The organism is Bradyrhizobium ottawaense (assembly GCF_002278135.3).
Taxonomy (GTDB): domain Bacteria; phylum Pseudomonadota; class Alphaproteobacteria; order Rhizobiales; family Xanthobacteraceae; genus Bradyrhizobium; species Bradyrhizobium ottawaense.
Genome location: NZ_CP029425.2, coordinates 172,215 through 193,877, shown reverse-complemented (window position 1 = coordinate 193,877; position 21,663 = coordinate 172,215). Strand labels below are relative to the sequence as shown.

Annotated in this window: 21 protein-coding genes; 13 read left to right on the top strand and 8 right to left on the bottom strand. The window is 65.3% G+C overall.

The genetic code is table 11. The features are described from left to right. The first annotated feature begins 30 nt into the window (after positions 1–30). Positions 31–648, top strand: a complete 618-nt coding sequence (grpE, locus tag CIT37_RS00895) for a nucleotide exchange factor GrpE (protein WP_038948645.1) — start codon at positions 31–33, stop codon at positions 646–648. Positions 649–764: 116 nt separating this feature from the next. Here the strand turns inward: grpE and pncA are convergent, their stop codons facing one another. Both pncA and CIT37_RS00885 read right to left on the bottom strand, forming a co-directional pair. Continuing rightward, complete coding sequence (gene pncA, locus CIT37_RS00890) at positions 765–1,490, bottom strand: bifunctional nicotinamidase/pyrazinamidase (RefSeq protein ID WP_095424559.1); 726 nt, start codon at positions 1,488–1,490, stop codon at positions 765–767. Positions 1,491–1,795: 305 nt separating this feature from the next. Then, a complete protein-coding gene (locus CIT37_RS00885; protein ID WP_028139410.1) occupies positions 1,796–2,737 on the bottom strand; it encodes a hypothetical protein in 942 nt (313 codons plus the stop codon). A 393-nt stretch (positions 2,738–3,130) separates the two neighbouring features. Here CIT37_RS00885 and dnaK point away from each other — a divergent pair, with 393 nt between their 5' ends. The 8 genes from dnaK to CIT37_RS00845 all read left to right on the top strand — a co-directional run bounded on the left by dnaK (position 3,131) and on the right by CIT37_RS00845 (position 10,589). After that, the gene (gene dnaK, locus CIT37_RS00880) at positions 3,131–5,032 is read left to right on the top strand and encodes a molecular chaperone DnaK (RefSeq protein ID WP_028139411.1); all 1,902 of its coding nucleotides are present in this window, start codon (positions 3,131–3,133) and stop codon (positions 5,030–5,032) included. Positions 5,033–5,277: 245 nt separating this feature from the next. Further along, positions 5,278–6,405 carry a molecular chaperone DnaJ gene (gene dnaJ, locus CIT37_RS00875; RefSeq protein ID WP_028139412.1) on the top strand — a complete coding sequence of 376 codons (1,128 nt, stop codon included), beginning with the start codon at positions 5,278–5,280 and terminating at the stop codon, positions 6,403–6,405. An 88-nt stretch (positions 6,406–6,493) separates the two neighbouring features. Beyond that, positions 6,494–7,093 (top strand): class I SAM-dependent methyltransferase, encoded by a 600-nt coding sequence (locus CIT37_RS00870; RefSeq protein ID WP_038948644.1) that lies wholly within the window; start codon positions 6,494–6,496, stop codon positions 7,091–7,093. A 57-nt stretch (positions 7,094–7,150) separates the two neighbouring features. Further along, on the top strand, positions 7,151–7,729 hold the full coding sequence (locus tag CIT37_RS00865; RefSeq protein WP_095424572.1) for an NADPH-dependent FMN reductase: 579 nt from the start codon (positions 7,151–7,153) through the stop codon (positions 7,727–7,729). Positions 7,730–7,735: 6 nt separating this feature from the next. After that, on the top strand, positions 7,736–8,443 hold the full coding sequence (pyrF, locus tag CIT37_RS00860; RefSeq protein ID WP_095424560.1) for an orotidine-5'-phosphate decarboxylase: 708 nt from the start codon (positions 7,736–7,738) through the stop codon (positions 8,441–8,443). A gap of 80 nt (positions 8,444–8,523) precedes the next feature. Further along, positions 8,524–8,835, top strand: a complete 312-nt coding sequence (locus CIT37_RS00855; RefSeq protein WP_027566211.1) for a DUF1330 domain-containing protein — start codon at positions 8,524–8,526, stop codon at positions 8,833–8,835. Between the two features lie 231 nt (positions 8,836–9,066). Beyond that, a complete protein-coding gene (dapB, locus tag CIT37_RS00850; protein ID WP_028139416.1) occupies positions 9,067–9,882 on the top strand; it encodes a 4-hydroxy-tetrahydrodipicolinate reductase in 816 nt (271 codons plus the stop codon). A gap of 83 nt (positions 9,883–9,965) precedes the next feature. After that, positions 9,966–10,589 carry a 2,3-bisphosphoglycerate-dependent phosphoglycerate mutase gene (locus CIT37_RS00845; protein ID WP_028139417.1) on the top strand — a complete coding sequence of 208 codons (624 nt, stop codon included), beginning with the start codon at positions 9,966–9,968 and terminating at the stop codon, positions 10,587–10,589. Between the two features lie 152 nt (positions 10,590–10,741). Here the strand turns inward: CIT37_RS00845 and CIT37_RS00840 are convergent, their stop codons facing one another. Further along, positions 10,742–11,638 carry a methylated-DNA--[protein]-cysteine S-methyltransferase gene (locus tag CIT37_RS00840; RefSeq protein WP_095424561.1) on the bottom strand — a complete coding sequence of 299 codons (897 nt, stop codon included), beginning with the start codon at positions 11,636–11,638 and terminating at the stop codon, positions 10,742–10,744. 54 nt (positions 11,639–11,692) lie between these two features. Next, on the bottom strand, positions 11,693–12,223 hold the full coding sequence (locus CIT37_RS00835) for a DUF2244 domain-containing protein (protein WP_038972292.1): 531 nt from the start codon (positions 12,221–12,223) through the stop codon (positions 11,693–11,695). 22 nt (positions 12,224–12,245) lie between these two features. On the opposite strand from CIT37_RS00835, the gene nth reads away from it, so the two are divergent. The 3 genes from nth to CIT37_RS00820 all read left to right on the top strand — a co-directional run bounded on the left by nth (position 12,246) and on the right by CIT37_RS00820 (position 15,910). Further along, positions 12,246–12,998, top strand: a complete 753-nt coding sequence (gene nth, locus CIT37_RS00830) for an endonuclease III (protein WP_038972293.1) — start codon at positions 12,246–12,248, stop codon at positions 12,996–12,998. A gap of 157 nt (positions 12,999–13,155) precedes the next feature. Continuing rightward, positions 13,156–14,295, top strand: a complete 1,140-nt coding sequence (locus tag CIT37_RS00825; protein WP_095424562.1) for an HlyD family secretion protein — start codon at positions 13,156–13,158, stop codon at positions 14,293–14,295. Continuing rightward, positions 14,282–15,910, top strand: coding sequence for an MFS transporter (locus tag CIT37_RS00820; protein WP_095424563.1), 1,629 nt, complete (start codon positions 14,282–14,284; stop codon positions 15,908–15,910). Before CIT37_RS00825 ends, CIT37_RS00820 begins: the two co-directional genes overlap by 14 nt. A 6-nt stretch (positions 15,911–15,916) precedes the next feature. On the opposite strand, the gene CIT37_RS00815 is transcribed toward CIT37_RS00820, so the two are convergent. From CIT37_RS00815 to CIT37_RS00805, 3 genes are all read right to left on the bottom strand, one after another. Beyond that, positions 15,917–16,657 carry a sulfate transporter family protein gene (locus CIT37_RS00815; RefSeq protein WP_038948637.1) on the bottom strand — a complete coding sequence of 247 codons (741 nt, stop codon included), beginning with the start codon at positions 16,655–16,657 and terminating at the stop codon, positions 15,917–15,919. 222 nt (positions 16,658–16,879) lie between these two features. Further along, positions 16,880–17,326 carry a nickel-responsive transcriptional regulator NikR gene (gene nikR / locus CIT37_RS00810; protein WP_028139424.1) on the bottom strand — a complete coding sequence of 149 codons (447 nt, stop codon included), beginning with the start codon at positions 17,324–17,326 and terminating at the stop codon, positions 16,880–16,882. A 57-nt stretch (positions 17,327–17,383) separates the two neighbouring features. Beyond that, positions 17,384–19,834, bottom strand: coding sequence for a heavy metal translocating P-type ATPase (locus CIT37_RS00805; RefSeq protein WP_095424564.1), 2,451 nt, complete (start codon positions 19,832–19,834; stop codon positions 17,384–17,386). Between the two features lie 62 nt (positions 19,835–19,896). Between CIT37_RS00805 and CIT37_RS00800 the strand changes: the two genes are divergently transcribed. After that, positions 19,897–20,172, top strand: coding sequence for a metal-sensitive transcriptional regulator (locus CIT37_RS00800; RefSeq protein ID WP_007598521.1), 276 nt, complete (start codon positions 19,897–19,899; stop codon positions 20,170–20,172). A 180-nt stretch (positions 20,173–20,352) separates the two neighbouring features. Here the strand turns inward: CIT37_RS00800 and CIT37_RS00795 are convergent, their stop codons facing one another. Further along, positions 20,353–21,642, bottom strand: a complete 1,290-nt coding sequence (locus CIT37_RS00795; protein WP_038951373.1) for an IS4 family transposase — start codon at positions 21,640–21,642, stop codon at positions 20,353–20,355. Positions 21,643–21,663: the final 21 nt, after the last annotated feature.

Here is a 21,663-nt window from a genome sequence, read left to right as displayed (position 1 = left end):
TCCCTGGAAACGAGTTCGAGATTAGAGCCGATGACCGAGCAAGACCGGCAACCCGAAGACACGACTGCCGCGACCGGCGAGCCCGTGGTGTCAAAACCCTACATCATGCCCGACGATCCCGAGCCCGGCTCGGTCGAGCAGTTGCAGAAGGAAGCCGCCGAGGCGCGTGACCGCATGCTGCGGACGCTGGCCGAGATGGAGAATCTGCGCAAGCGTACCACCAAGGAGGTCGCCGACGCCCGCCTCTACGGCATCACCGGCTTTGCCCGCGACGTGCTCGACATCGCCGATAATCTTCAGCGCGCGCTCGATGCCGTTCCGGCCGAGGCCCGCGCCACGGCCGATCCCGGCCTGATCTCGCTGATCGAAGGCGTCGAGCTTACCGAGCGCTCGCTGCTCAACGCGCTGGAAAAGCACGGCGTGAAGAAGCTCGATCCGCAGGGCCAGAAGTTCGACCCGAACTTCCACCAGGCGATGTACGAAGTGCCCGATGCGTCGGTGCCGTCGGGCACCGTGGTGCAGATCATGCAGGCCGGCTACACCATCGGCGAGCGCGTGCTGCGCCCGGCCTTGGTCGGTGTCGCCAAGGGCGGCGCGAAGCCCGCGGCCGCGGCGAACAACAACGAGTCGAGCGGCGCGGCGAACTGATTTTTTTGCGTCATTCCGGGGCGGCTCGAAGAGCCAAACCCGGAATCTCGGGATTCTGAGGTGCGCAATGGCGCACCATAGTTCGATGCTTCGCATCGCCCCGGAATGACAGTCATCTAGCCCTGCGCGCTCGCGATATCCGCAGACTGAATCCGCTTCACGCCGGCCTTGGCCATATCGGCCCAGGCTTTTGCCAGCGAGCCCTGCGTGTCGATGCCGCGGCAGGCGTCTTCCACCACATAGACCTCGAAGCCAGCCTTGCGCGCGTCGAGCGCGGTCCAGGCGACGCAGAAATCCGTCGCGAGCCCTGCGACGAAGACGCGCTTGATCTTGCGTCCCCTCAGATAGCCGGCAAGTCCCGTCGAGGTCTTGCCGTCGGCTTCGAGGAAGGCCGAATAGCTGTCGACGTCCTTGTGAAAGCCCTTGCGGATGATGAGCTCGGCGTGCGGGATCGCAAGGTCCTTCGACAGCGAAGCGCCATCGGTGCCCTGCACGCAATGGTCGGGCCACAGCACCTGCTTGCCATAGGGAAGGTCGACGGTCTCGAACGGCTTCTTGCCGGAATGCACCGACGCAAACGAGATGTGGCCCGGCGTGTGCCAGTCCTGCGTCATCACCACATTCGCAAATGCTTTCGAGATCTTGTTGATGACGGGCACCACCTGCTCGCCCTCTTTCACCGCGAGGCTGCCGCCGGGCAGGAAGCAGTTCTGCACGTCGATCACGAGCAGCGCGGAGGCATCGTCCGGCTTGATCGATGCCGCTGCAAGGAGTGCGGTTGGAGCCAGCGTTGCAAGCGCCGTCGTCCCAAGCATTGCCAAGACTTGTCGCCGATCCAGCATCGTTCGCCTCCCCTTCGGATGAACTCAACGGAGACGAAGCCTAGTTCCGTTCGTGTACGAACAGAAGCCCGAAAATGCGGCCGGGTTTGATGAGGGGTTGGGCGTGCAGCCTCAACACCGCTGTCGTCCCGGACAAGCGCAGCGCAGATCCGGGACCCATACCCCCAGGGAGAAGTTTGGCGAAGACTCTTCGTGGGTACTGCGACCGACCGCAATCGCGAGATCACGCGGTATGGGTCCCGGCCCCCCGCGCGCAATTGCGCGCTAGGCCGGGACGACACCGAGTGTGTTGGAGCGCCTCTGGCCTACCCCTTCGGCTGGATGCCGTCGCGCACGGCGCGGAAGCGAGTGAAGGCGGCCAGCCACTGGTCGCGCGGGGCGCTGGCGATGATGCGCAGCGAGGCGCCTCCGCTCGAGAAGCGGATCCACTGCACCACGGTCACCGGGACCTTGTCCTTGCCGCTGATGCCGTCGATCCGGGTCTCGAAGCCTTGCTGGCCGTTGATGCGGATCGGCTCGGACATGGTGACGCGCGATTCGCGCACGCCGGGAATCTGCAGCGCCGCCTCCTGGGCGAAGCGGGCGCGGTCGTCGGCCTGCTGCGGCGTGGCGCCGATCAGGCCGAGGATCATGAACGGCTTCGACTCGTAACCGGTGCTCTCGTCGCCGTCCGCCAGGATGATGCTCGAGCCCGGCGCCAGAGTGCGGATGTCCTTGAATTCGGCGAGATCGGTGATCCTGAACGGCATCAGCGCGATCTGCTCCTCGGCCGAGACCTGCTTGCGGGTAGTGGCGGTCGCAAACATCTGCCGCACCGCCTCATCCGTGTAGATCTTGGTCGCATTCTCCGGGACCTGCACCGCGACGTAGCCGGAGAAGCCGGCGCCCGGCACGATCATCGAATAGCGCTTCACCGGGGTGTCGCCGGCCTTGCCGCTTTCGGTGGTGAAATAAGCGAGGCCCGCGGGCGTCTCGATCTTGTCCTGCTTGACGCCGCCAGCGCCGGCCGGATTGGAATTGAAGGCGCTCACGACCTCGCCATAGGCTGCCGGCGGCAGCTCGGTGATCAACACCTTGACGCTGCCATCCTCGCTCTCGAATCCCGGAAACGTTTTTGCCGTGCTGAGACCGACCAGCGGCACCATGCCGAGGCGCAAGCCGGGTGGAAACACGGCGTCGGCGGCGAAGGCCGGAAACGCGGAGGCGATCAGAAGGGCGAGCGCGGCGAGGGGGCGGATCAGCTTCATGGGCACTCTGATTGGTTCACATTGAGGCCGTTCGATGGTCGGCCACCGGGCCGCATTGTCGCGCGAAGCAGCTGTGGCGGCTGCCCGGCCGGTCCGCCTTTTACCGGGTTTGGGCTTGCGGCAACAGGGTGGGCGGGCTTGCGGTAGCGGGGGCTTGCTGAAGCCTGAACCTGTTAATAATTCCTCACCCGCAAGGGCGGTGAAGCCCGGATATCATCGTCCAAAACCCAATGTTTTCACGGCAGAAACGTAGCTTCGGTCCTTGCGGGCCCCTCCCCCCCTCCTATATGAGCCTCAATCATCGCAATATCGCGGATGTTTGATCTTAGGGGGTTTCGGTCGGGTGCCTTCTGGGCCCAGCCAACCTGCCGCAAAAACAAGGATATCAGGACCATGGGAAAGGTCATTGGGATCGACCTCGGCACCACGAATTCGTGCGTCGCCGTGATGGATGGCAAGAACGCCAAAGTCATCGAGAATTCCGAAGGCATGCGCACGACGCCTTCGATCGTCGCCGTGACGGACGACGGTGAGCGCCTCGTCGGCCAGCCGGCCAAGCGCCAGGCCGTCACCAATCCCGAGCGCACCTTCTTCGCAGTGAAGCGCCTCATCGGCCGCCGCTACGACGACCCGATGGTCGAGAAGGACAAGAAGCTCGTCCCCTACAAGATCGTGAAGGCTTCCAACGGCGACGCCTGGGTCGAGGCCGACGGCCAGACCTACTCGCCCTCGCAGGTCTCGGCGTTCATCTTGCAGAAGATGAAGGAGACCGCGGAAGCCCATCTCGGCCAGAAGGTCGATCAGGCCGTCATCACCGTTCCCGCCTACTTCAACGACGCCCAGCGCCAGGCGACCAAGGACGCCGGCAAGATCGCGGGCCTCGAAGTGCTGCGCATCATCAACGAGCCGACCGCGGCCGCGCTCGCCTATGGCCTCGACAAGACCAAGACCGGCACGATCGCGGTGTACGATCTCGGCGGCGGCACGTTCGATATCTCGATCCTCGAGATCGGCGACGGCGTGTTCGAGGTGAAGTCGACCAACGGCGACACCTTCCTCGGCGGCGAAGACTTCGACATGCGCCTGGTCGGCTATCTCGCCGACGAATTCCAGAAGGAGCAGGGCATCAACCTGCGCAACGACAAGCTCGCGTTGCAGCGCCTGAAGGAAGCCGCTGAAAAGGCCAAGATCGAGCTGTCCTCGACGACGCAGACCGAGATCAATCTGCCCTTCATCACCGCGGACCAGACCGGCCCGAAGCATCTGACGATGAAGCTCACCCGCGCCAAGTTCGAGGCGCTGGTCGACGACCTCGTCCAGAAGACCGTCGAGCCCTGCCGAAAGGCGCTGAAGGACGCCGGCGTCACCGCCGGTGAGATCGGCGAAGTGGTTCTGGTCGGCGGCATGTCGCGCATGCCGAAGGTCCAGGAAGTCGTGAAGCAGCTGTTCGGCAAGGAGCCGCACAAGGGCGTCAACCCGGACGAAGTCGTGGCGATCGGCGCTGCGATCCAGGCCGGCGTGCTCCAGGGCGACGTCAAGGACGTGCTGCTGCTCGACGTCACCCCGCTGTCGCTGGGCATCGAGACGCTGGGCGGCGTGTTCACCCGCATCATCGACCGCAACACCACGATCCCGACCAAGAAGAGCCAGGTGTTCTCGACCGCCGAGGACAGCCAGAACGCGGTCACCATCCGCGTCTTCCAGGGCGAGCGTGAAATGGCGGCCGACAACAAGATGCTCGGCCAGTTCGACCTGATGGGCATTCCGCCGGCTCCGCGCGGCATGCCGCAGATCGAGGTGACCTTCGACATCGACGCCAACGGTATCGTCAACGTCTCGGCCAAGGACAAGGCCACCGGCAAGGAGCAGCAGATCCGCATCCAGGCCTCCGGCGGCCTGTCGGAAGCCGACATCGAGAAGATGGTCAAGGACGCCGAGGCCAATGCCGAGGCGGACAAGAAGCGCCGCGAGGCCGTGACCGCCAAGAACGAGGCGGATGGTCTGGTGCATTCGACCGAGAAGGCTTTGGCCGAGCACGGTTCGAAGGTCGGCGAGACCGAGCGCCGCGCCATCGAGGATGCCGTCGGCGACCTCAAGGAAGCGCTGAAGGGCGACGATGCCGAGGCGATCAAGGCCAAGACCCAGACGCTGGCCCAGGCTTCGATGAAGCTCGGCGAGGCCATGTACAAGCAGCAGGCCGAGGCCGACGCCAAGAAGGACGCGGCCAAGGACGACGTCGTCGACGCGGAATTCACCGAAGTCGACGACGACAAGAACAACAAGAAGTCCGCCTGAACCCCAAGAGGGTCATGATGCGGACGGCTTGGACCCCACACGCTCTACCGGCCTCCTCCTTCGCGGGGGAGGCCGCCGTGTCGGGACGGACGGGCGGGTCGCCCGTTACGATCGATCAATTCCCAGCCGTTATGCTGAACGCCGCCAAGCGACCCTCTGCCGCCGGGCAGAAGGCTGCCTATATCGTCGTGTGGCGACGTCGTTTCGCTCCGACTTGAATCGCGATTGGATAGACCGAGTCCCACATGTCCACGTCCACCAAGCGCTGCTATTACGAAACTCTCGAAGTCGAACGCGATGCCGACGAATCCGTTCTGAAATCGTCGTTCCGCAAGCTGGCGATGAAGTTCCACCCGGACCGCAATCCCGGGGACGACACCAGCGAAGTCAAGTTCAAGGAAATCAACGAGGCCTACGAGGTCCTCAAGGACAAGGACAAGCGCGCGGCCTATGACCGCTACGGCCATGCCGCCTTCGAGCAGGGCGGCGGCGGCGCCGGCTTCGGTGCGGGCTTTGCCTCTTCCTTCTCCGATATTTTCGAAGATTTGTTCGGCATGGCCGGGCAGCGCGGCCGCGGCGGCCGCGAGCGCGGCGCCGACCTGCGCTACAACATGGAAATCACGCTCGAGGAAGCCTTCGGCGGCAAGACCGCGCAGATCGAGATTCCGGTCTCGGTCACCTGCGAGGCCTGCTCGGGCATCGGCGCCAAGGCCGGAACCAAGCCGAAGACCTGTTCGAGCTGCGGCGGCGCCGGCCGCGTGCGGCAGTCACAGGGCTTCTTCACGCTGGAGCGGACCTGTCCGGGCTGCCAGGGCCGCGGCCAGATGATCGAGGATGCCTGCCCGTCGTGCTCGGGCCAGGGCCGCGTCACCCGCGAGCGGAATCTTTCGGTCAACATTCCCCCGGGCGTCGAGGACGGCACAAGGATCAGGCTCGCCGGCGAGGGCGAGGCAGGGGTTCGCGGCGGTCCGCCCGGCGACCTCTACATCTTCCTGTCGCTGGCCCAGCACCAGTTCTTCCAGCGCGACGGCGCCGATCTGCATTGCCGTGTGCCGATCTCGATGGTGACGGCCGCGCTCGGCGGCGAATTCGAGGTGCCGACCATCGAGAAGGGCAAGGCCAAGGTGAAGGTGCCGGCCGGGACCCAGTCGAACCGCCGGTTCCGCATTGCATCAAAAGGCATGCCGGTGCTGCGGTCGCGCCAGATGGGCGACATGTATGTTCAGGTCGTGGTCGAGACCCCGCAGAACCTCACCAAGAAGCAGCAGGAATTGCTGGCCGAGTTCGAAAAGCTGTCCTCCGGCAACACCCAGCCGGAATCCGAGGGCTTCTTCGCCAAGGTCAAGGATTTCTTCGGTAATCGGGCGAGTTGACCCGGCTTGACCATACCGCCTTCGGCCTATACGTCTTTATGACCATTTTCTGACACGCCGCGGTCCCGCGGTCCCGTCCGGTCCTGACATGCCATTGCCATCGTCCGCGCGTGCGTTGAAGAAGCCTCGTCTCGACGACGAGGTGCGCTTCCTCAGATCATGGATCGAAAAGCCCCTCCACATGGGCGCGGTGATGCCGTCGGGCAAGCTCTTGGCCCGGACCATGGCCCATTACGTCGATGTCGATTCGGACGCGCCTGTGGTCGAACTCGGACCCGGCACCGGCGCCATCACCTCGGCCCTGATCGAGCGCGGCGTCGACCAGAAGCGTCTCGTCCTCGTCGAATACAATCCCGGCTTCTGCGCCCTGCTGCGCGACCGCTATCCGCAGGCCAAGGTGGTGCAGGGCGATGCCTATCGCCTGCGTGACACGCTCTGGAACGTCCTGAGCGCGCCGGCCTCCGCGGTCGTCTCCGGCCTGCCGCTGGTGACAAAACCGATGCTGACGCGGCTGCGGCTGATCCGCGACGCCTTCACGGCGCTCGCGCCCGGCGCGCCCTTCGTCCAGTTCACCTATGCGGTGGTGCCGCCGATCCCGAAATCGCTGCCCGGCGTGTCCACAGAGGCTTCGGAACGGATCTGGATGAACCTTCCGCCCGCCCGCGTCTGGGTGTATCGCAAGCACTAATTCCGCCGGCTCGGTTCTTTGCGCGGCGGGCTCGTTTCGCCGAACGCATTGGATTGGATGTCAGCTCCCAAGATCCTGATCATTCCCGGCTCGCTGCGCACCGGCTCGCACAATGCGAAGCTGGCGGCGGTCGCCGCCTATGAGTTTGCCCGGGCCGGCGTGGACGTCACCCGCATCTCGCTCGCCGATTTTCCGCTGCCGATCTATGATGGCGATCTCCAGGCCAAGTCCGGCCTGCCGAAGCACGCGATCAACCTCAAGCGTATGATCGGCGCGCATCATGGCGTGCTGATCGTCTCGCCCGAATACAATGCCTCGGTGCCGCCGCTGCTCAAGAACGCAATCGACTGGGTCAGCCGCGTGCACGATCTGCACGAGGCGCGCGGCGATGTGTTCCGCAACCGCGCCTTCGCGCTCGCCGGCGCCTCGCAGAGCCGGCTCGGTGCGGCCCGTGCCCTGCAGGCGCTGCGGCTGATCCTGACCTCCTGCCACGCCAATGTGATTGCCAGCCAGCTCACGCTCGCCTTTGCCGACCAGGCCTATGACGATATGGACAAGCTCAAGAACGAGGGCGATATCGCCGCGTTGAAGGAGTTGGTGGCGCAGTTGATCGACTTTTCCCAACGCATGATGTGAGGTGACATGACGCCAGCCGAGATCGCCCCCAAGGACCGCCTGATCGTCGCGCTCGATCTGCCCAGCGTCGATGCCGCGGAGGCGACGATCAATCGTCTCGGCGACAGCGTCAGCTTCTACAAGATCGGTTATCGGCTCGCTTATGCCGGCGGATTGCCGCTGGTCGGCAAGCTCGCCGACAGGGGCAAGAAGGTCTTTCTCGATCTCAAGCTGCACGACATCGGCAACACCGTGATGCAAGGCGTCGAAAGCATCACCAGGCTCGGCGCCACCTTCCTCACCGTGCACGCCTATCCGCAGACCATGAAGGGCGCAGTCGAAGGCCGCGGCAATTCCAGCCTGAAGATCCTCGCCGTCACGGTGCTGACATCCTACAACGAGGACGATCTGCACGCGGCCGGCTATCGGCTCGGCGTCTCCGAGCTGGTCGAGGCCCGCGCGCAGCAGGCGCAGGTGCTTGGCATCGACGGACTGGTGTCGTCGCCGGAGGAAGTCGGGGCCTTGCGCAAGATCGTCGGCCACCAGATGCATCTCGTCACCCCCGGCATCCGGCCGGTCGGTTCGGCGACCGGCGACCAGAAGCGCATCATGACGCCGGGCCGCGCGATCGCCGCCGGCGCCGATTATCTCGTCGTCGGACGGCCGGTCGTCGAAGCCGCCGATCCGAAGGCGATCGCGGAAGCCATCCAGGCCGAGATCGCGCAGGCGCTCTGAGCACGATCCGGAAAAGTGAGAAGCGGTTTTCCGATCAGATCATGCTCAAATGAAGATCAGCAACAACAGGGAGAAGAACAATGGCAAAAGGCTACTGGATCGGGCGCGTCGATGTGAGCAGTGACGAGGGCTACAAGCCCTACGCCGTCGCCAACGGCCCGATCTTCAAGAAGTGGGGTGGTCGCTTCGTCGTCCGCGCCGGAAAGTTCACCACCGTCGAAGGCGCCAGCCGCACCCGCAACGTCGTGATCGAATTCCCGGACTACGAGACCGCGATCGCCTGCTACAATTCGCCGGAATACCAGGCCAACATCAAGGTGCGCCAGCCGCACTCGGTCGCCGACCTCATCATCATCGAGGGCTATGACGGCCCGCAGCCGTCTGACGGCTGAGGCGTGCTGCTGGTCTTCCCCTGCGCGGGAGGGGCCGTCGCATTTGAACGTTCACGAGGGGTCGTCATGCCCGGGCTTGTCCCGGGCATCCACGTTCTTCCTGCGCGTGGCAAGGCGCGGATGGCCGGGACAAGCCCGGCCATGACGCTTTAGAGAGGGTCGCCCGTCTGCTCCCCCCTCGGTTGCCGGAACTGCGTCCCCCCGCTACAACGGCCATGAGAGGATCACACCATGTCCGACATGCGCCTGATTGTTGCTGGAGCCGGTGGCCGGATGGGCCGCGCGCTGGTGCGGGCGATTGCCGAGAGCAAAGGCGCGGTGCTGGCCGGCGCGCTCGAGGCCCCCGGCTCGGAGCTGCTCGGCAAGGATGCCGGTGTGCTCGCAGGACTGCCGGCCAACGACATCAAGCTCTCCGCTGACCTCTGGGCGATGTCGAAGGAGGCCGACGGCATCCTCGACTTCACCGTTCCGGCGGCGACCATCGCAAATGTCGCGATCGCGGCACAGCGCGGGATCGTGCATGTCGTCGGCACGACCGGATTGTCGGGCTCCGACAATGCCGTGATCAAGAGCGTCACCAACCGCGCCGTCGTGGTGCAATCAGGCAATATGAGCCTCGGCGTCAATCTGCTGGCCGCCGTGGTCAAGCGCGTCGCCAAGGCGCTCGACCAGAGTTTTGATATCGAGATCGTCGAGACCCATCACCGGATGAAGGTCGATGCGCCATCCGGCACCGCGCTGATGCTGGGGCAGGCCGCAGCCAGCGGCCGCGGCGTCACCCTCGATGACCATTCCGAGCGTGGCCGTGACGGCATCACCGGCGCGCGCAGGCCGGGCAATATCGGTTTCGCCTCGTTGCGCGGCGGCACCGTCGCCGGCGATCACAGCGTCACCTTCCTCGGCCCGTTCGAGCGCCTGACGCTGTCGCACCAGGCCGAGGATCGCATGCTGTTCGCCCATGGCGCGCTGAAGGCGGCGCTGTGGGCGCATGGCAAGAAGCCGGGCCACTACTCCATGGCCGACGTGCTCGGCCTCGCCGATATCTGATCGACGAGCATGATCCGGAAAAGTGTGGAGCGGTTTTCCGACAAGATCATGCTCAAACAAATAACCCGAACGGAAAGCAGTCAATGAGCGAACGTCTTCTCGTGCTCGTGCGCCACGGCCAGAGCGAATGGAATCTGAAGAACCTGTTCACGGGTTGGAAGGACCCTGACCTCACCGAACTCGGCGTCAAGGAAGCCACGGAAGCCGGCCGCAAGTTGAAGGCGCAGGGCCTCGTGTTCGACGTCGCCTACACTTCGGTGCTCACCCGCGCGCAGCACACGCTCGACCTCATTCTCGGCGAGCTCGGCCAGGAGGGCCTGCCGACGACGAAGAACCTCGCGCTGAACGAGCGCGATTACGGCGATCTCTCCGGCCTCAACAAGGACGACGCGCGCAAGAAATGGGGTGAGGACCAGGTGCTGATCTGGCGCCGCTCCTACGACGTGCCGCCGCCCGGCGGCGAAAGCCTGAAGGACACCCTCGCACGTGCATTGCCGTACTACGTGCAGGAGATCCTGCCCGGCGTGCTCAACGGCAAGCGCACGCTGGTCGCCGCCCATGGCAATTCGCTGCGCGCGCTGATCATGGTGCTGGAAAAGCTCTCGCCCGAAGGCATCTTGAAGCGCGAGCTGGCGACGGGTGTGCCGATCATCTACCGGCTCAATGCGGATTCGACGGTGGCCTCGAAGCTCGATCTGGCGGGTTAGCGACGGTCTCGTAGGGTGGGCAAAGCGACTTGTCCGCCGTAGCTCGAAGAGCGAAGGCGGAAGCGTGCCCACGTTCTGTCGGCCGTTTCAGAGAGATCGTGGGCACGGCGCGTTGCGCCTTTGCCCACCCTACGGCAGTGTGCTTGTTGCGCCTACTGCACCCCCAGCTGCCCGGCTTCCCAGCCCAGCATCGCCTGCTTGCGGGTGATGCCCCAGTGATAGCCCGTCAGTGTGCCGCTCTTGCCGAGCGCGCGGTGGCAGGGCACGACGAACGAGACCGGGTTCTTGCCGACCGCCGCGCCGACGGCGCGCGAGGCCTTCGGGCTGTTGATGTTACAGGCGATGTCGGAATAGGACACCGCGCGGCCCATCGGGATTTTCAGCAGCGTCTCCCACACCCGCACCTCGAAATCGGTGCCGATCATCACCACGCGCAGCGGCTGGTCCGGCCGCCACAGTTTTGGATCGAAGATGCGCTGCGCCAGCGGCGCGGTGCCTTCGTGATCTTCGAAATAGGTCGCGTTCGGCCAGCGCCGGGTCATGTCAGCGAGCGCAACCTCCTCCTCGCCGTGATCGGCGAAGGCAAGTCCTGACAGGCCGCGGTCGGTCGCGATCACGATCGCGGTGCCGAACGGCGAGGGGTGAAAGCCGTAACGCAAGGTCAGGCCGGCGCCGCCGTTCTTCCATTCGCCCGGCGACATCGCTTCATGGGTCACGAAGAGATCGTGCAGCCGTCCCGGGCCTGACAGCCCGGAGTCGAGCGCGGCGTCGAGGATGCTCGCGGAGTCCCGCAGCAGACCCTTGGCGTGATCGAGCGTCAGCGCCTGCATGAAAGCCTTCGGTGTGATCGAGGCCCAGCGGCGGAACAGATGGTGCAGCTCATCCGGCGTGACCCCGGCCGCATCCGCCATCGCCTCGATGGTCGGCTGCGCGCGCCAGTTCTCCGAGATGAAGGCGATCGCCCGGCGCACCGAATCATAGTCGCGCAGCGCGGCGTTCTGGGTGCCCGGCCCGGCCAGGCGCTGGTCATGTATGGCGAGTGTCATCATGACTGGAAATGTAGGAGAGGGACGGATGGGAAACCACCCGATTTCTGACTGCGCTCAGGTCACCGGATTGTAGGTCGGGCCGCGCCGGGCGGCACTTAGGGCGCCGACCAAGGCATTGTAAAAGCTTGCTTTTTCCTCAGGTCCGAGAAAACCGGCAATGAGCAGCCGACGGCCGCGGGAAATCAGATAGAGGTGCTCGATGCCGTATTCCTCGTCGACCTCCTGGTCGAGCCGGACCCAGAGCGGATTGAACGTCCATTCCGAGACTTGGCCACGATGGTTGACGCGGCGCACCCGCAGCTCCGACGGCGTGACCACGATCTCTTCGCTGGCCCGCGCCGCGCGGAAATTGGCCTTGAAGGCCCACCAGATCACGAGCACGTCGAGGCCGAAGAAACCGAACACCGGCCAGGCACCCATCATCAGAAAGGCGAGGCCCGTGACGAAGCTGACCACGCTCAGGAACAGCATCACGGCGAGGAAGCCGGTGCGGTTCAGCGAGCGGTGCGGCGTCAGCAGCGCGGAGAAGATCTGCACGTCGCGCGGATCAGGATCGCTGCCCTCAATTTCGTTGCCTGTGCTCATCGTCCCTCAGTATATCCCGATCATGGCGAAAATCACCCGCAAGCCGGCTCCGCGCAAAGCGCCGGTGCCGAAGAAGAAGGCAAAGGCGATCGTCGCGAAGCCGAACGCGCCCGCCAAAAAGACGCTCAAGGCGATAAAGCGCTGGACGCCCGCCGAGGTCCACGAGGTCTTCAGCCGTTTCCGCAAAGCCAACCCGGAACCGAAAGGTGAGCTCGAGCACGTCAATCCGTTCACGCTGCTGGTCGCCGTGGTGCTGTCGGCGCAGGCAACCGACGCCGGCGTCAACAAGGCGACGCGCGCCTTGTTCGAAATCGCTGACACCCCGCAGAGGATGCTCGATCTCGGCGAGGAGCGCTTGCGCGAGTACATCAAGACCATCGGCCTCTACCGCACCAAGGCAAGGAACGTGATCGCGCTGTCCGCCAAGGTGCTCAGCGAGTTCGGCGGCGAGGTGCCGCGCACGCGCGCCGAGATCGAGTCGTTGCCCGGCGCCGGACGCAAGACCGCCAACGTCGTGCTCAACATGGCCTTCGGCGAGCACACCATGGCGGTCGACACGCATGTCTTCCGCGTCGGCAACCGCACGGGACTTGCGCCCGGCAAGACGCCGCTCGAAGTCGAGCTTGGTCTCGAAAAGGTGATCCCGGCCGAGTTCATGCTGCATGCCCATCATTGGCTGATCCTGCACGGCCGCTATACTTGCCTCGCACGCAAGCCGCGCTGCGAGGTCTGCCTGATCAACGATCTGTGCCGGTGGCCGGAGAAGACGATCTGAGCAACCGATGTCATTCCGGGGCGATGCGCAGCATCGAACTATGGTGCGCCATTGCGCACCTGAGAATCTCGAGATTCCGGGTCTGGTCCTTCGGACCATCCCGGAATGATGGCGGTGAGATTCGAGTCCAAGCGCAGCCGATTTTGGGGGGCATGTCGTGAGTCAACAGGAACAGGTCTCGTCGCCGCCATCGGTCGCCGCAGCACCAGCCTCACCGCCCAAGCCGACACAGCCTCCGGCGACCTCACTCTGGAGCCGGTTCGCGATCCCGCTGTTCGCCGTGATCGTCGCGCTCGGCTTCGTCGCGCTGGCGACGTTGCGTTTCGACGAATGGGTCGGCAATGCGGCGATCCAGACCACCAATGATGCCTATGTGCGCGCCGAGTTGACGCGGCTTTCCAGCCGTGTCTCGGGCGAAGTGCTGACCGTCGCCGTGACCGACTTCCAGCGCGTCAAGGCCGGTGATCTCCTGATCCAGATCGATCCCGCCGACTATGAGGCCCAGGTCGCGCAGTCCGAAGCTTCGGTCGCCGCCGCGCAGGCCACGCTCGACAATCTGGCCAATCAGGTCGAGCTGCAATATGCGACGATCGCGCAGGCGCAGGCGGCGCGGCTCTCCGCGGAAGCCATGGAGGTCGAGGCACGGCAGGAGCAGGAACGTCAGCAATCGCTGTCGCAGACCGAAGCCGGCACGCGGCAGCGGCTCGAGCAGGCGGTGGCTGCTTACGCCAAGGCGCAGGCCGACGTGCGTGCGAGCCGCGCCGTGATCGCAGCCCAGCAGCATCAGCTCGAAGTCCTGCAAGGCACCCGGAAGCAGCGCGCCGCCGATGTCGCCGCGGCCAAGGCAACGCTGGCGGGTGCGAAGCTCAAGCTCGGCTACACTAGGATATCGGCGCCGTTCGACGGCGTCGTCGGCGAGCGCCAGGTGCAGCCCGGCGACTACGTCAATATCGGCACCAACCTCATCAACGTGGTGCCGCTGCCGAAGGTCTATGTGATCGCGAACTACAAGGAGACCCAGCTGACGCACGTCGCGCCGGGGCAGCCGGTCGAGATCACCGTCGACAGTTTTCCGCGCGAGACGCTGCGCGGCACGGTCGAGCGCATCGCGCCGGCGACGGGGGCGCAAGTGGCGCTGCTGCCGCCCGATAACGCCACCGGCAATTTCACCAAGGTCGTGCAACGCATTCCGGTGCGGATCCAGCTCGACGAAGGCCAGCCGCTGCTGGCGCGGCTGGTGCCGGGCATGTCGGTCGTCACCCGCATCGACACCAAGGCTGCGAATGGCGGAAAATGACGACGCCGATCGCGGACCGCTCTCGCGCGGCGGCGTCGCGCCGCGGCCGCTGTTCGCCGTGGCGGCGGTGCTGCTCGGCTCCTTCCTCGCCAATTTCGACAGCCGCCTGACCACGGTCGGCCTGCCCGACCTGCGCGGCGCGTTCTCGCTCAGCTTCGACGAGGGTGCCTGGCTTTCCACCGCCGGCATCGGCTCGCAGATCTTCATCGCGCCGGCAGTGGCATGGCTCGCGACCGTGTTCGGGCTGCGGCGCGTGCTTGGCGTTCCGAGCCTGATCTATGCCGTCATCTCGCTGATCGTTCCCTTCGTGCACGATTATCCAACGCTGCTCGCGCTCAGCGTTGTGCATGGCCTCCTGCTCGGCACCTTCGTGCCGGCGACGCTGATGATCGTGTTCCGCAATCTGCCGATCCGGTGGTGGCTGCCGGCGATCTCGATCTATTCGATCCGCGTCGGCTTTGCGCTCGATAGCTCGAGTTCGCTGGTCGGCTTCTATGTCGACCATCTCGGCTGGCAATGGCTGTACTGGCAGAGCGTCGTGATCGCGCCGTTGATGGGGCTGATGGTCTATCTCGGCACACCGAACGAGCCCGTGAACCGCGCGCTGCTGCGCGAGGCCGATTGGGGCGGCATGCTGCTGCTCGGCGCAGGTGTCGCGATGATCTACGCCGGGCTCGATCAGGGCAACCGGCTGGACTGGCTGGGTTCGGGAACGGTGATGGCGCTGCTTGTCGGTGGCGCGGTGCTGTTCGCAGGCTTCCTCGTCAACGAGTCGCTGGTGCGGCAGCCCTGGGCGCATGTGAACGTCTTGTTCTCGCGGAATATCGGATTGGGGCTGGTGCTGATCCTGCTCTACACGCTGACCAGCCTGTCCAACGCCTCGCTGGTGCCGAATTTCCTCGCTGCCATCGCCCTGCTCAGGCCCGAGCAGAGCGGCGTGCTGCTGCTCACCTATGGCGCGCTCCCGATGTTCGTGCTGGTGCCGCTCTCGATCTGGCTGCTGCGGCATTTCGATACGCGCACCGTGATTGTCGTGGGTTTCGCCTGCTTCGCCGCCGCCAATCTCTGGGGCACGCAGCTCACCCATGACTGGGCGCGCGAGGACTTTGTCGGCATCGTGCTGCTCCAGGCGATCGGGCAGTCGCTGACCTTGCTGCCGCTGATCATCACGCTGCTGTCGAACTCCGACCCGAGCCGCGCGACGTCGTTCGCCGCCTATATCCAGATCATGCGGCTCGGCGGCGCCGAGATCGGCGTGGCGCTGATGGGGACATGGCTGCGCGTGCGCGAGCAGGTCCACTCCTTCTATCTCGGCCAGAACCTCGGCGTCGGCGACGTGGACGTGGTGCGGATGCTGAAGCAGCTTGCCGATCACTTCGCTGCCCACGGCGCCGGACTGGCACAGCCGCGTGCGATCGGCACGCTGGCGGGCATCGTGCAGCGCGAGGCCAACGTGCTCGCCTATATCGACGGCTTCTGGCTGTGCTTCTGGCTCGCGATAGCCGCGCTCGGTGTCCTCGCACTGATCACCCGTGCGCCGGCCGGCCCGTTCACGCCGGCGCCATTCGGCTTCGCCAAGACGGTGCTGCGCAAGTGCGGCGTGCAGGTGACGTAGAGCGCGTTACCGCATCTGCCGCGCCGGCTCGATCAGCTCGGGCCGCGGGCCCGACAGCCGCTTGTGCATGTGGACCATGAAGGCCATGCCGAAGATCGGCGTCGCCAGGTTCACGATCGGGATCGAGACGAAGGCGGCGATGAAGAGGCCGGCGGTGAAGATGGTGGCGGCATTGTCGCGCCGCATCGCCTTGGCCTCTTCCGGCGAGCGGAAGCGCATCGCGGCGAGCTCGAAATATTCGCGGCCGAGCAGCCAGGCGGCGGCGAGGAAGAAGATCAGGAAGCCTGCGCCGGCGAAAAGCACCAGCGGCAACGCGATCAGATAGACCAGGATGGTCAGGAGCGCGGTCTTGATGCCCTCGAAGATCGCCTGGCTGAACGGCAGCGCGAGGCCCGGCTGCTCGGCGGGATAATGCTCGCGCTCGACGATGTCGGCGACGTCGTCGACGAACAGGCTCGCCACCAGCGAGGTGATCGCGGGCATCAGGAAGACGCCGCCGAACACGACGCCAAGGCCCGCCGCGATCGAGACGATCCAGGACAAGACCTCGAGCGAGGTGTGCCAGCCCGGCCCGAGCAGGCCTTCCAGCCAGACCTCACCGGAGGTCGCAAACCAGCTCAGCAGCCGCTGCAGCCCGATCGCCAGCACGGTGATCAGCACGAGCGCAAGCCCGACTGATCGCCACAGGATCGAGCGCATCGGCGGCGAGATCATTTGCGACAGCGCCTTGATGGCGGCATCCAGCATGGGGGACCCTCTGAGGTAAACACCCTGCGAGAGGTAGACACCCAATGCGGCTTCGGCAAGGGAGGGCGGTTGCCCAAGGCACGACCGTGTCCCGGACGCAGTGCGGCATGCAATGGCGCGCTGCTGAGCCGGGACCCAGGAGCTTGCGGCGAGATGGGCCCCGGCTCAGCGGCGCACCGCTGAAGAAGCGCTGCGCCGCGTCCGGGGCACGCAAGCTCGCTCCTACCCATGCCGGTGCCCGTGCTTCCGCGCCTTCCCCTGCTTGCCTTCGCCCGTCGGGATCATCACCACGCGGCCGTAGCGCACGCCGCGTTCGGCGATGATGTGGTCGGCGAAATGCCTGACTTCGGCGGCATCGCCGCGCAGCGCCGTCATCTCCATGCAATTGTTGTCGTCGAGATGGACGTGCAGCGTCGCCAGCGCGAGGTCGTGATGGCCGTGGAATTCCTGCACCAGGCGTTTTGACAGATCGCGGGAGGCGTGGTCGTACACATAGACGAGACCGGCCACGCATTGGCCGGTCTGCGCGGTGTCCTCGGTGCTCTGCTGCAGGCCGGCGCGGGCGAGATCGCGGATGATCTCGGAGCGGTTCTGGTAGCCGCGGGCTTCCGCCGCCGCGTCGATCTCGGCCAACAGATCGTCCTCGATCGTGATGGTAATTCGCTGCATCAGGTCCTCTCCGCGCGTACCCGCTGAATGGACCTGTCTTACACGAATTCGTCCCCCTCACAGCCGCGTCGCCCGCAGCCGCAGCGCATTTCCGACCACGCTCACCGAGGACAGCGCCATCGCCGCCGCGGCGATGATCGGCGAGAGCAACACGCCGAAGGCGGGATAGAGGATGCCGGCCGCGATCGGAATGCCGGCGGCGTTGTAGATGAAGGCGAAGAACAGGTTTTGCCGGATGTTGCTCATCGTCGCCTGCGACAGCTTTCGCGCCCGGACGATGCCGACGAGGTCGCCCTTGAGCAGGGTCACGCCCGCGCTCTCCATCGCCACATCCGTGCCGGTGCCCATGGCGATGCCGACTTCCGCGGCGGCCAGCGCCGGCGCGTCGTTGACGCCGTCACCGGCCATCGCGACGCTGCGGCCGGCCTTTTGCAGCCTGGTGACCACCGCGCTCTTTTGGTCCGGAAGCACCTCGGCCTCGACCTCGGCAATGCCGAGCCGGCGCGCCACGGCCTCGGCCGTCGTGCGGTTGTCGCCGGTCAACATGATCACCTTGATGCCTTCGGCAGCTAACGCCTTCAGCGCCTCCGGGGTCGAGGCCTTGACCGGATCGGCGATCGCGAACAGGCCGGCAAGCCGGCCATCGACGGCCATGTTGATCACGGTTGCGCCATCGCCGCGCAGCCGTTCGGCTTCAGTGTCGAGCGTCTTGGTATCGATGCCGATCGACGTCAGATATCTGGCATTGCCGAGCACGATGGTCTTGCCGTCGACCTTGCCGGTGGCGCCCTTGCCGGTCGGCGAGTCGAATTGCTCGACCTGGCCGAGGGCCAGCTGCTTCTCCTTGGCGGCGCGCATGATCGCGTCGGCCAAAGGATGCTCGCTGGCGCGCTCGACGCTGGCGGCAAGCTTGAGGATGTCATCCTCCGCAAAACCCGACGCCGGCACGATCGCGACCACCTTGGGCTTGCCCTCGGTCAGCGTGCCCGTCTTGTCGACGACCAGCGTGTCGATCTTCTCCATCCGCTCCAGCGCCTCGGCGTTCTTGATCAGCACGCCGCCTTGCGCCCCGCGGCCGACGCCGACCATGATCGACATCGGGGTTGCGAGGCCCAGCGCACAGGGGCAGGCGATGATCAGCACGCTGACGGCAGCGACCAGGCCGAAGGCCAGCCGCGGCTCAGGTCCGAACCAGGCCCAGGCGGCAAAGGCGGCGATCGCGACGACGATGACGGTGGGCACGAACCAGCCCGCGACCTGATCGGCCAGCCGCTGGATCGGCGCGCGCGAGCGCTGCGCGTCCGCGACCATTTGCACGATCTGCGACAGCAGCGTCTCGCGTCCGACCTTGTCGGCGCGCATGATGAAGCTGCCCGACTGGTTCAGCGTGCCGGCGATCACCTTCGCGCCGCTCTCCTTCGTCACCGGCATGGACTCGCCGGTGACGAGCGATTCGTCGAGCGAGGAGCGGCCCTCGAGGATCACGCCGTCGACAGGCACTTTTTCGCCGGGACGGACACGCAGGCGTTCGCCGGCATGCAGCGCGTCAATCTCGACCTCGTGCTCGCCGCCGTCGTCATCGACGCGGCGCGCGGTCTTCGGCGCAAGCTGAAGCAGCGCCTTGATCGCGCCGGAGGTTGCGTCACGGGCGCGCAGCTCCAGCACCTGGCCAAGCAGCACCAGCACGGTGATGACGGCAGCCGCTTCGAAATAGACGGCAACAGCACCTTCATGGCCGCGGAACGTGGCGGGGAAGATCTGCGGCACGACGGTGCCGATGATGCTGTAGACATAGGCAACCCCGGTGCCCATCGCGATCAGCGTGAACATGTTGAGGTTGCGCGTCAGCAGCGACTGCCAGCCGCGAACGAAGAACGGCCAGCCGGCCCATAGCACCACGGGGGTGGCGAAGGCGAGCTGGATCCAGTTCGACAGCGTCTGATCGATCCAATTGTGCGGGCCCGCGAGATGGCCGCCCATCTCCAGCACCACGGCCGGCAGCGCCAGCGCGCCGCCGATCCAGAACCGCCGCGTCATGTCGGCGAGCTCGGGGTTGGGGCCGGTCTCCAGGCTTGCCACTTCCGGCTCCAGCGCCATGCCGCAGATCGGACAGCTGCCGGGTCCGACCTGGCGGATCTCCGGATGCATCGGGCAGGTGTAGATCGTGCCCGCGGGCATCTCCGGCTCGGGCGCCTTGTCCTTGGCGAGATATTTTGCGGGATCGGCGGCGAACTTGGTGCGGCAGCCGGCCGAGCAGAAATGGAAGGTCTCGCCGTGATGGTCGAAACGGTGCTTCGAGGTCGTGGGATCGACCGTCATGCCGCAGACGGGGTCGTGCACCTTGCTGGCCGCATCGCCATGGTCATGCGCGTGATGATGGCCGTGGCCGGCATGATTGCCGTGCCCGCCGCAGCAGGAGGACGCCGCCGGCTTGGTCGCTTCCGTTTTGGCGGAACAACCGCATCCGGAATGTCCGTCCGCGCCCTGATGATGCCTGTGTTCGTTCATTGCCCTCGCTCCGGCCTTACCCAGGTCTTGCAACCCATACCCGGTAGGGGTATATAGACCCCATGCGCAAGGACATCAAGGCATCTGTCGGAAAACGCCTCGGCCGGATCGAGGGCCAGGTTCGCGGCCTCTCGAAAATGGTAGAGGAGGACCGCTACTGCATCGACATCGTGACGCAGATCTCTGCGGTGCGTGCCGCACTGCGCCGGGTCGAGGAAGAGGTCCTCAAGGACCACGTCGCCCATTGCGTCGAGCACGCGATCGCGAGCGGCGACAAGGCCGACCAACGCGAGAAGATCGCGGAGCTGATGGCGGTGATCGGACGGGCGGAGCGGTAGGTTTTCACCGTCGCTGCGCTCGTGATGATTGTTGTTGAGCGAGATCGCGCCATAACTCCGGTGTCGTCCCTGCGAACGCAGGGATCCATAACCCCAGGGAGATGTTGGCGAAGACTCGTTGTTCGGTATGTCTACCGCGACCACTCGATAGATCACGCGGTATGGGTCCCTGCTTTCGCACTAGGGCATGCACATATCTCTGAGGCTCCATCCTGCTGCGACGGCGTTGAAGTATTCGAGGCCGTTTTTGAAGGTGATCGGGCCCGGCGGCTTGGACGATGGGTAGCCATCCCACCCGCCGAGACGGCCGATGATCCAGGCGGCCCAAGCGAGACTATCGGGCGGATGTGGGTTCTTTAGTCGCTTGCTCGCGGCTTCGAGTTGCCGGTTGAGGGCTGTGAGCGCGCCAATTTGGCCGTTGTCGAAGGCCGCGAGAATGGGCTGGCGACCACCATTGCGGGCCTGCAGAAGCTGGATGGTGATGACGGCCGCCTTGGCGGCGATCGCAACCAGCTTGAGAAGCCGATCGGCGGATCCGATCTGACTGTCTTCGAGCTTGAGGCCTTGTGTCTTCAGGATGCGGAAGAACTGCTCGATGATCCAGCGCTGCTTGTACCATTGGACGATGCGCCAGGCGTCCTCGATGCTGGTGACCTCGTGAGAGGTGAGAAGCCGCCAGTGCAGCGGCTCTATGCCGGTTTCGGCGTTAATCTCGCGCACATCGACCACCGCCAGCGGCAAGCTTTTCGGCAGATGGTGCAAGAACTTATTCTGCGGGCGGGCGAGCTCGATTGCGCCAAAGCGAAGTTCGAGGTGGGCCAGGCGAGCCGGCCGCGCGGCGCGCGCAGGCAGTTGGATCATACGCTGGTCCACCGCGGCCATGGCATCGCTGGCCTCATACAGGCTGCTGCGGTCGGCAAGCTTGCGATCATGCATGCTGCGCGCGATGACGTGGAAATGTTGCTTGGCCGAGCTGGCATAAAGGGCAAAAATATCGCTCTCGCGGTCACCCAGCACCGTCACCGCCGCGGCCTTGGTGAGCAGCGGCCTTGCCGCCACGGCAGTCGATATCCAGCGTTGCGATTCCTTGTCCGATAATTCCCGATCATCATGCGAGGTCGTGCGGCGACCTGCGCGCGTCCATATCTGCCCGCTCAAAAGCCCAAGACAGCTGCCGTCGTCGGCGTCCACAGCCAGCAGCGGGTGCAGCAGCACGCCGTGGTTATTGCCTTTGCCGATTTCTCCGAGCCCGCGCCGGCGTTGCGGCGTGGTGTTGAAGTGGATCTCGCTGGTGTCCTGGATGGCCAGCACGTGGCGGCCTTCCACGGCAGGGCCCGTGCTATTGCTCCAGCTTTCGATGATCCGATCCACCGTCACCTTGTCATGGCCAAGAAAGCGGTTGAACCGCACTTCCAGCGCGCGGTTCCCCCTGGAGAGCTGCCGAAGGCAGACAGTTTTGCCCGCAACCATGCGTTCAGCGAGCGCCGCCCC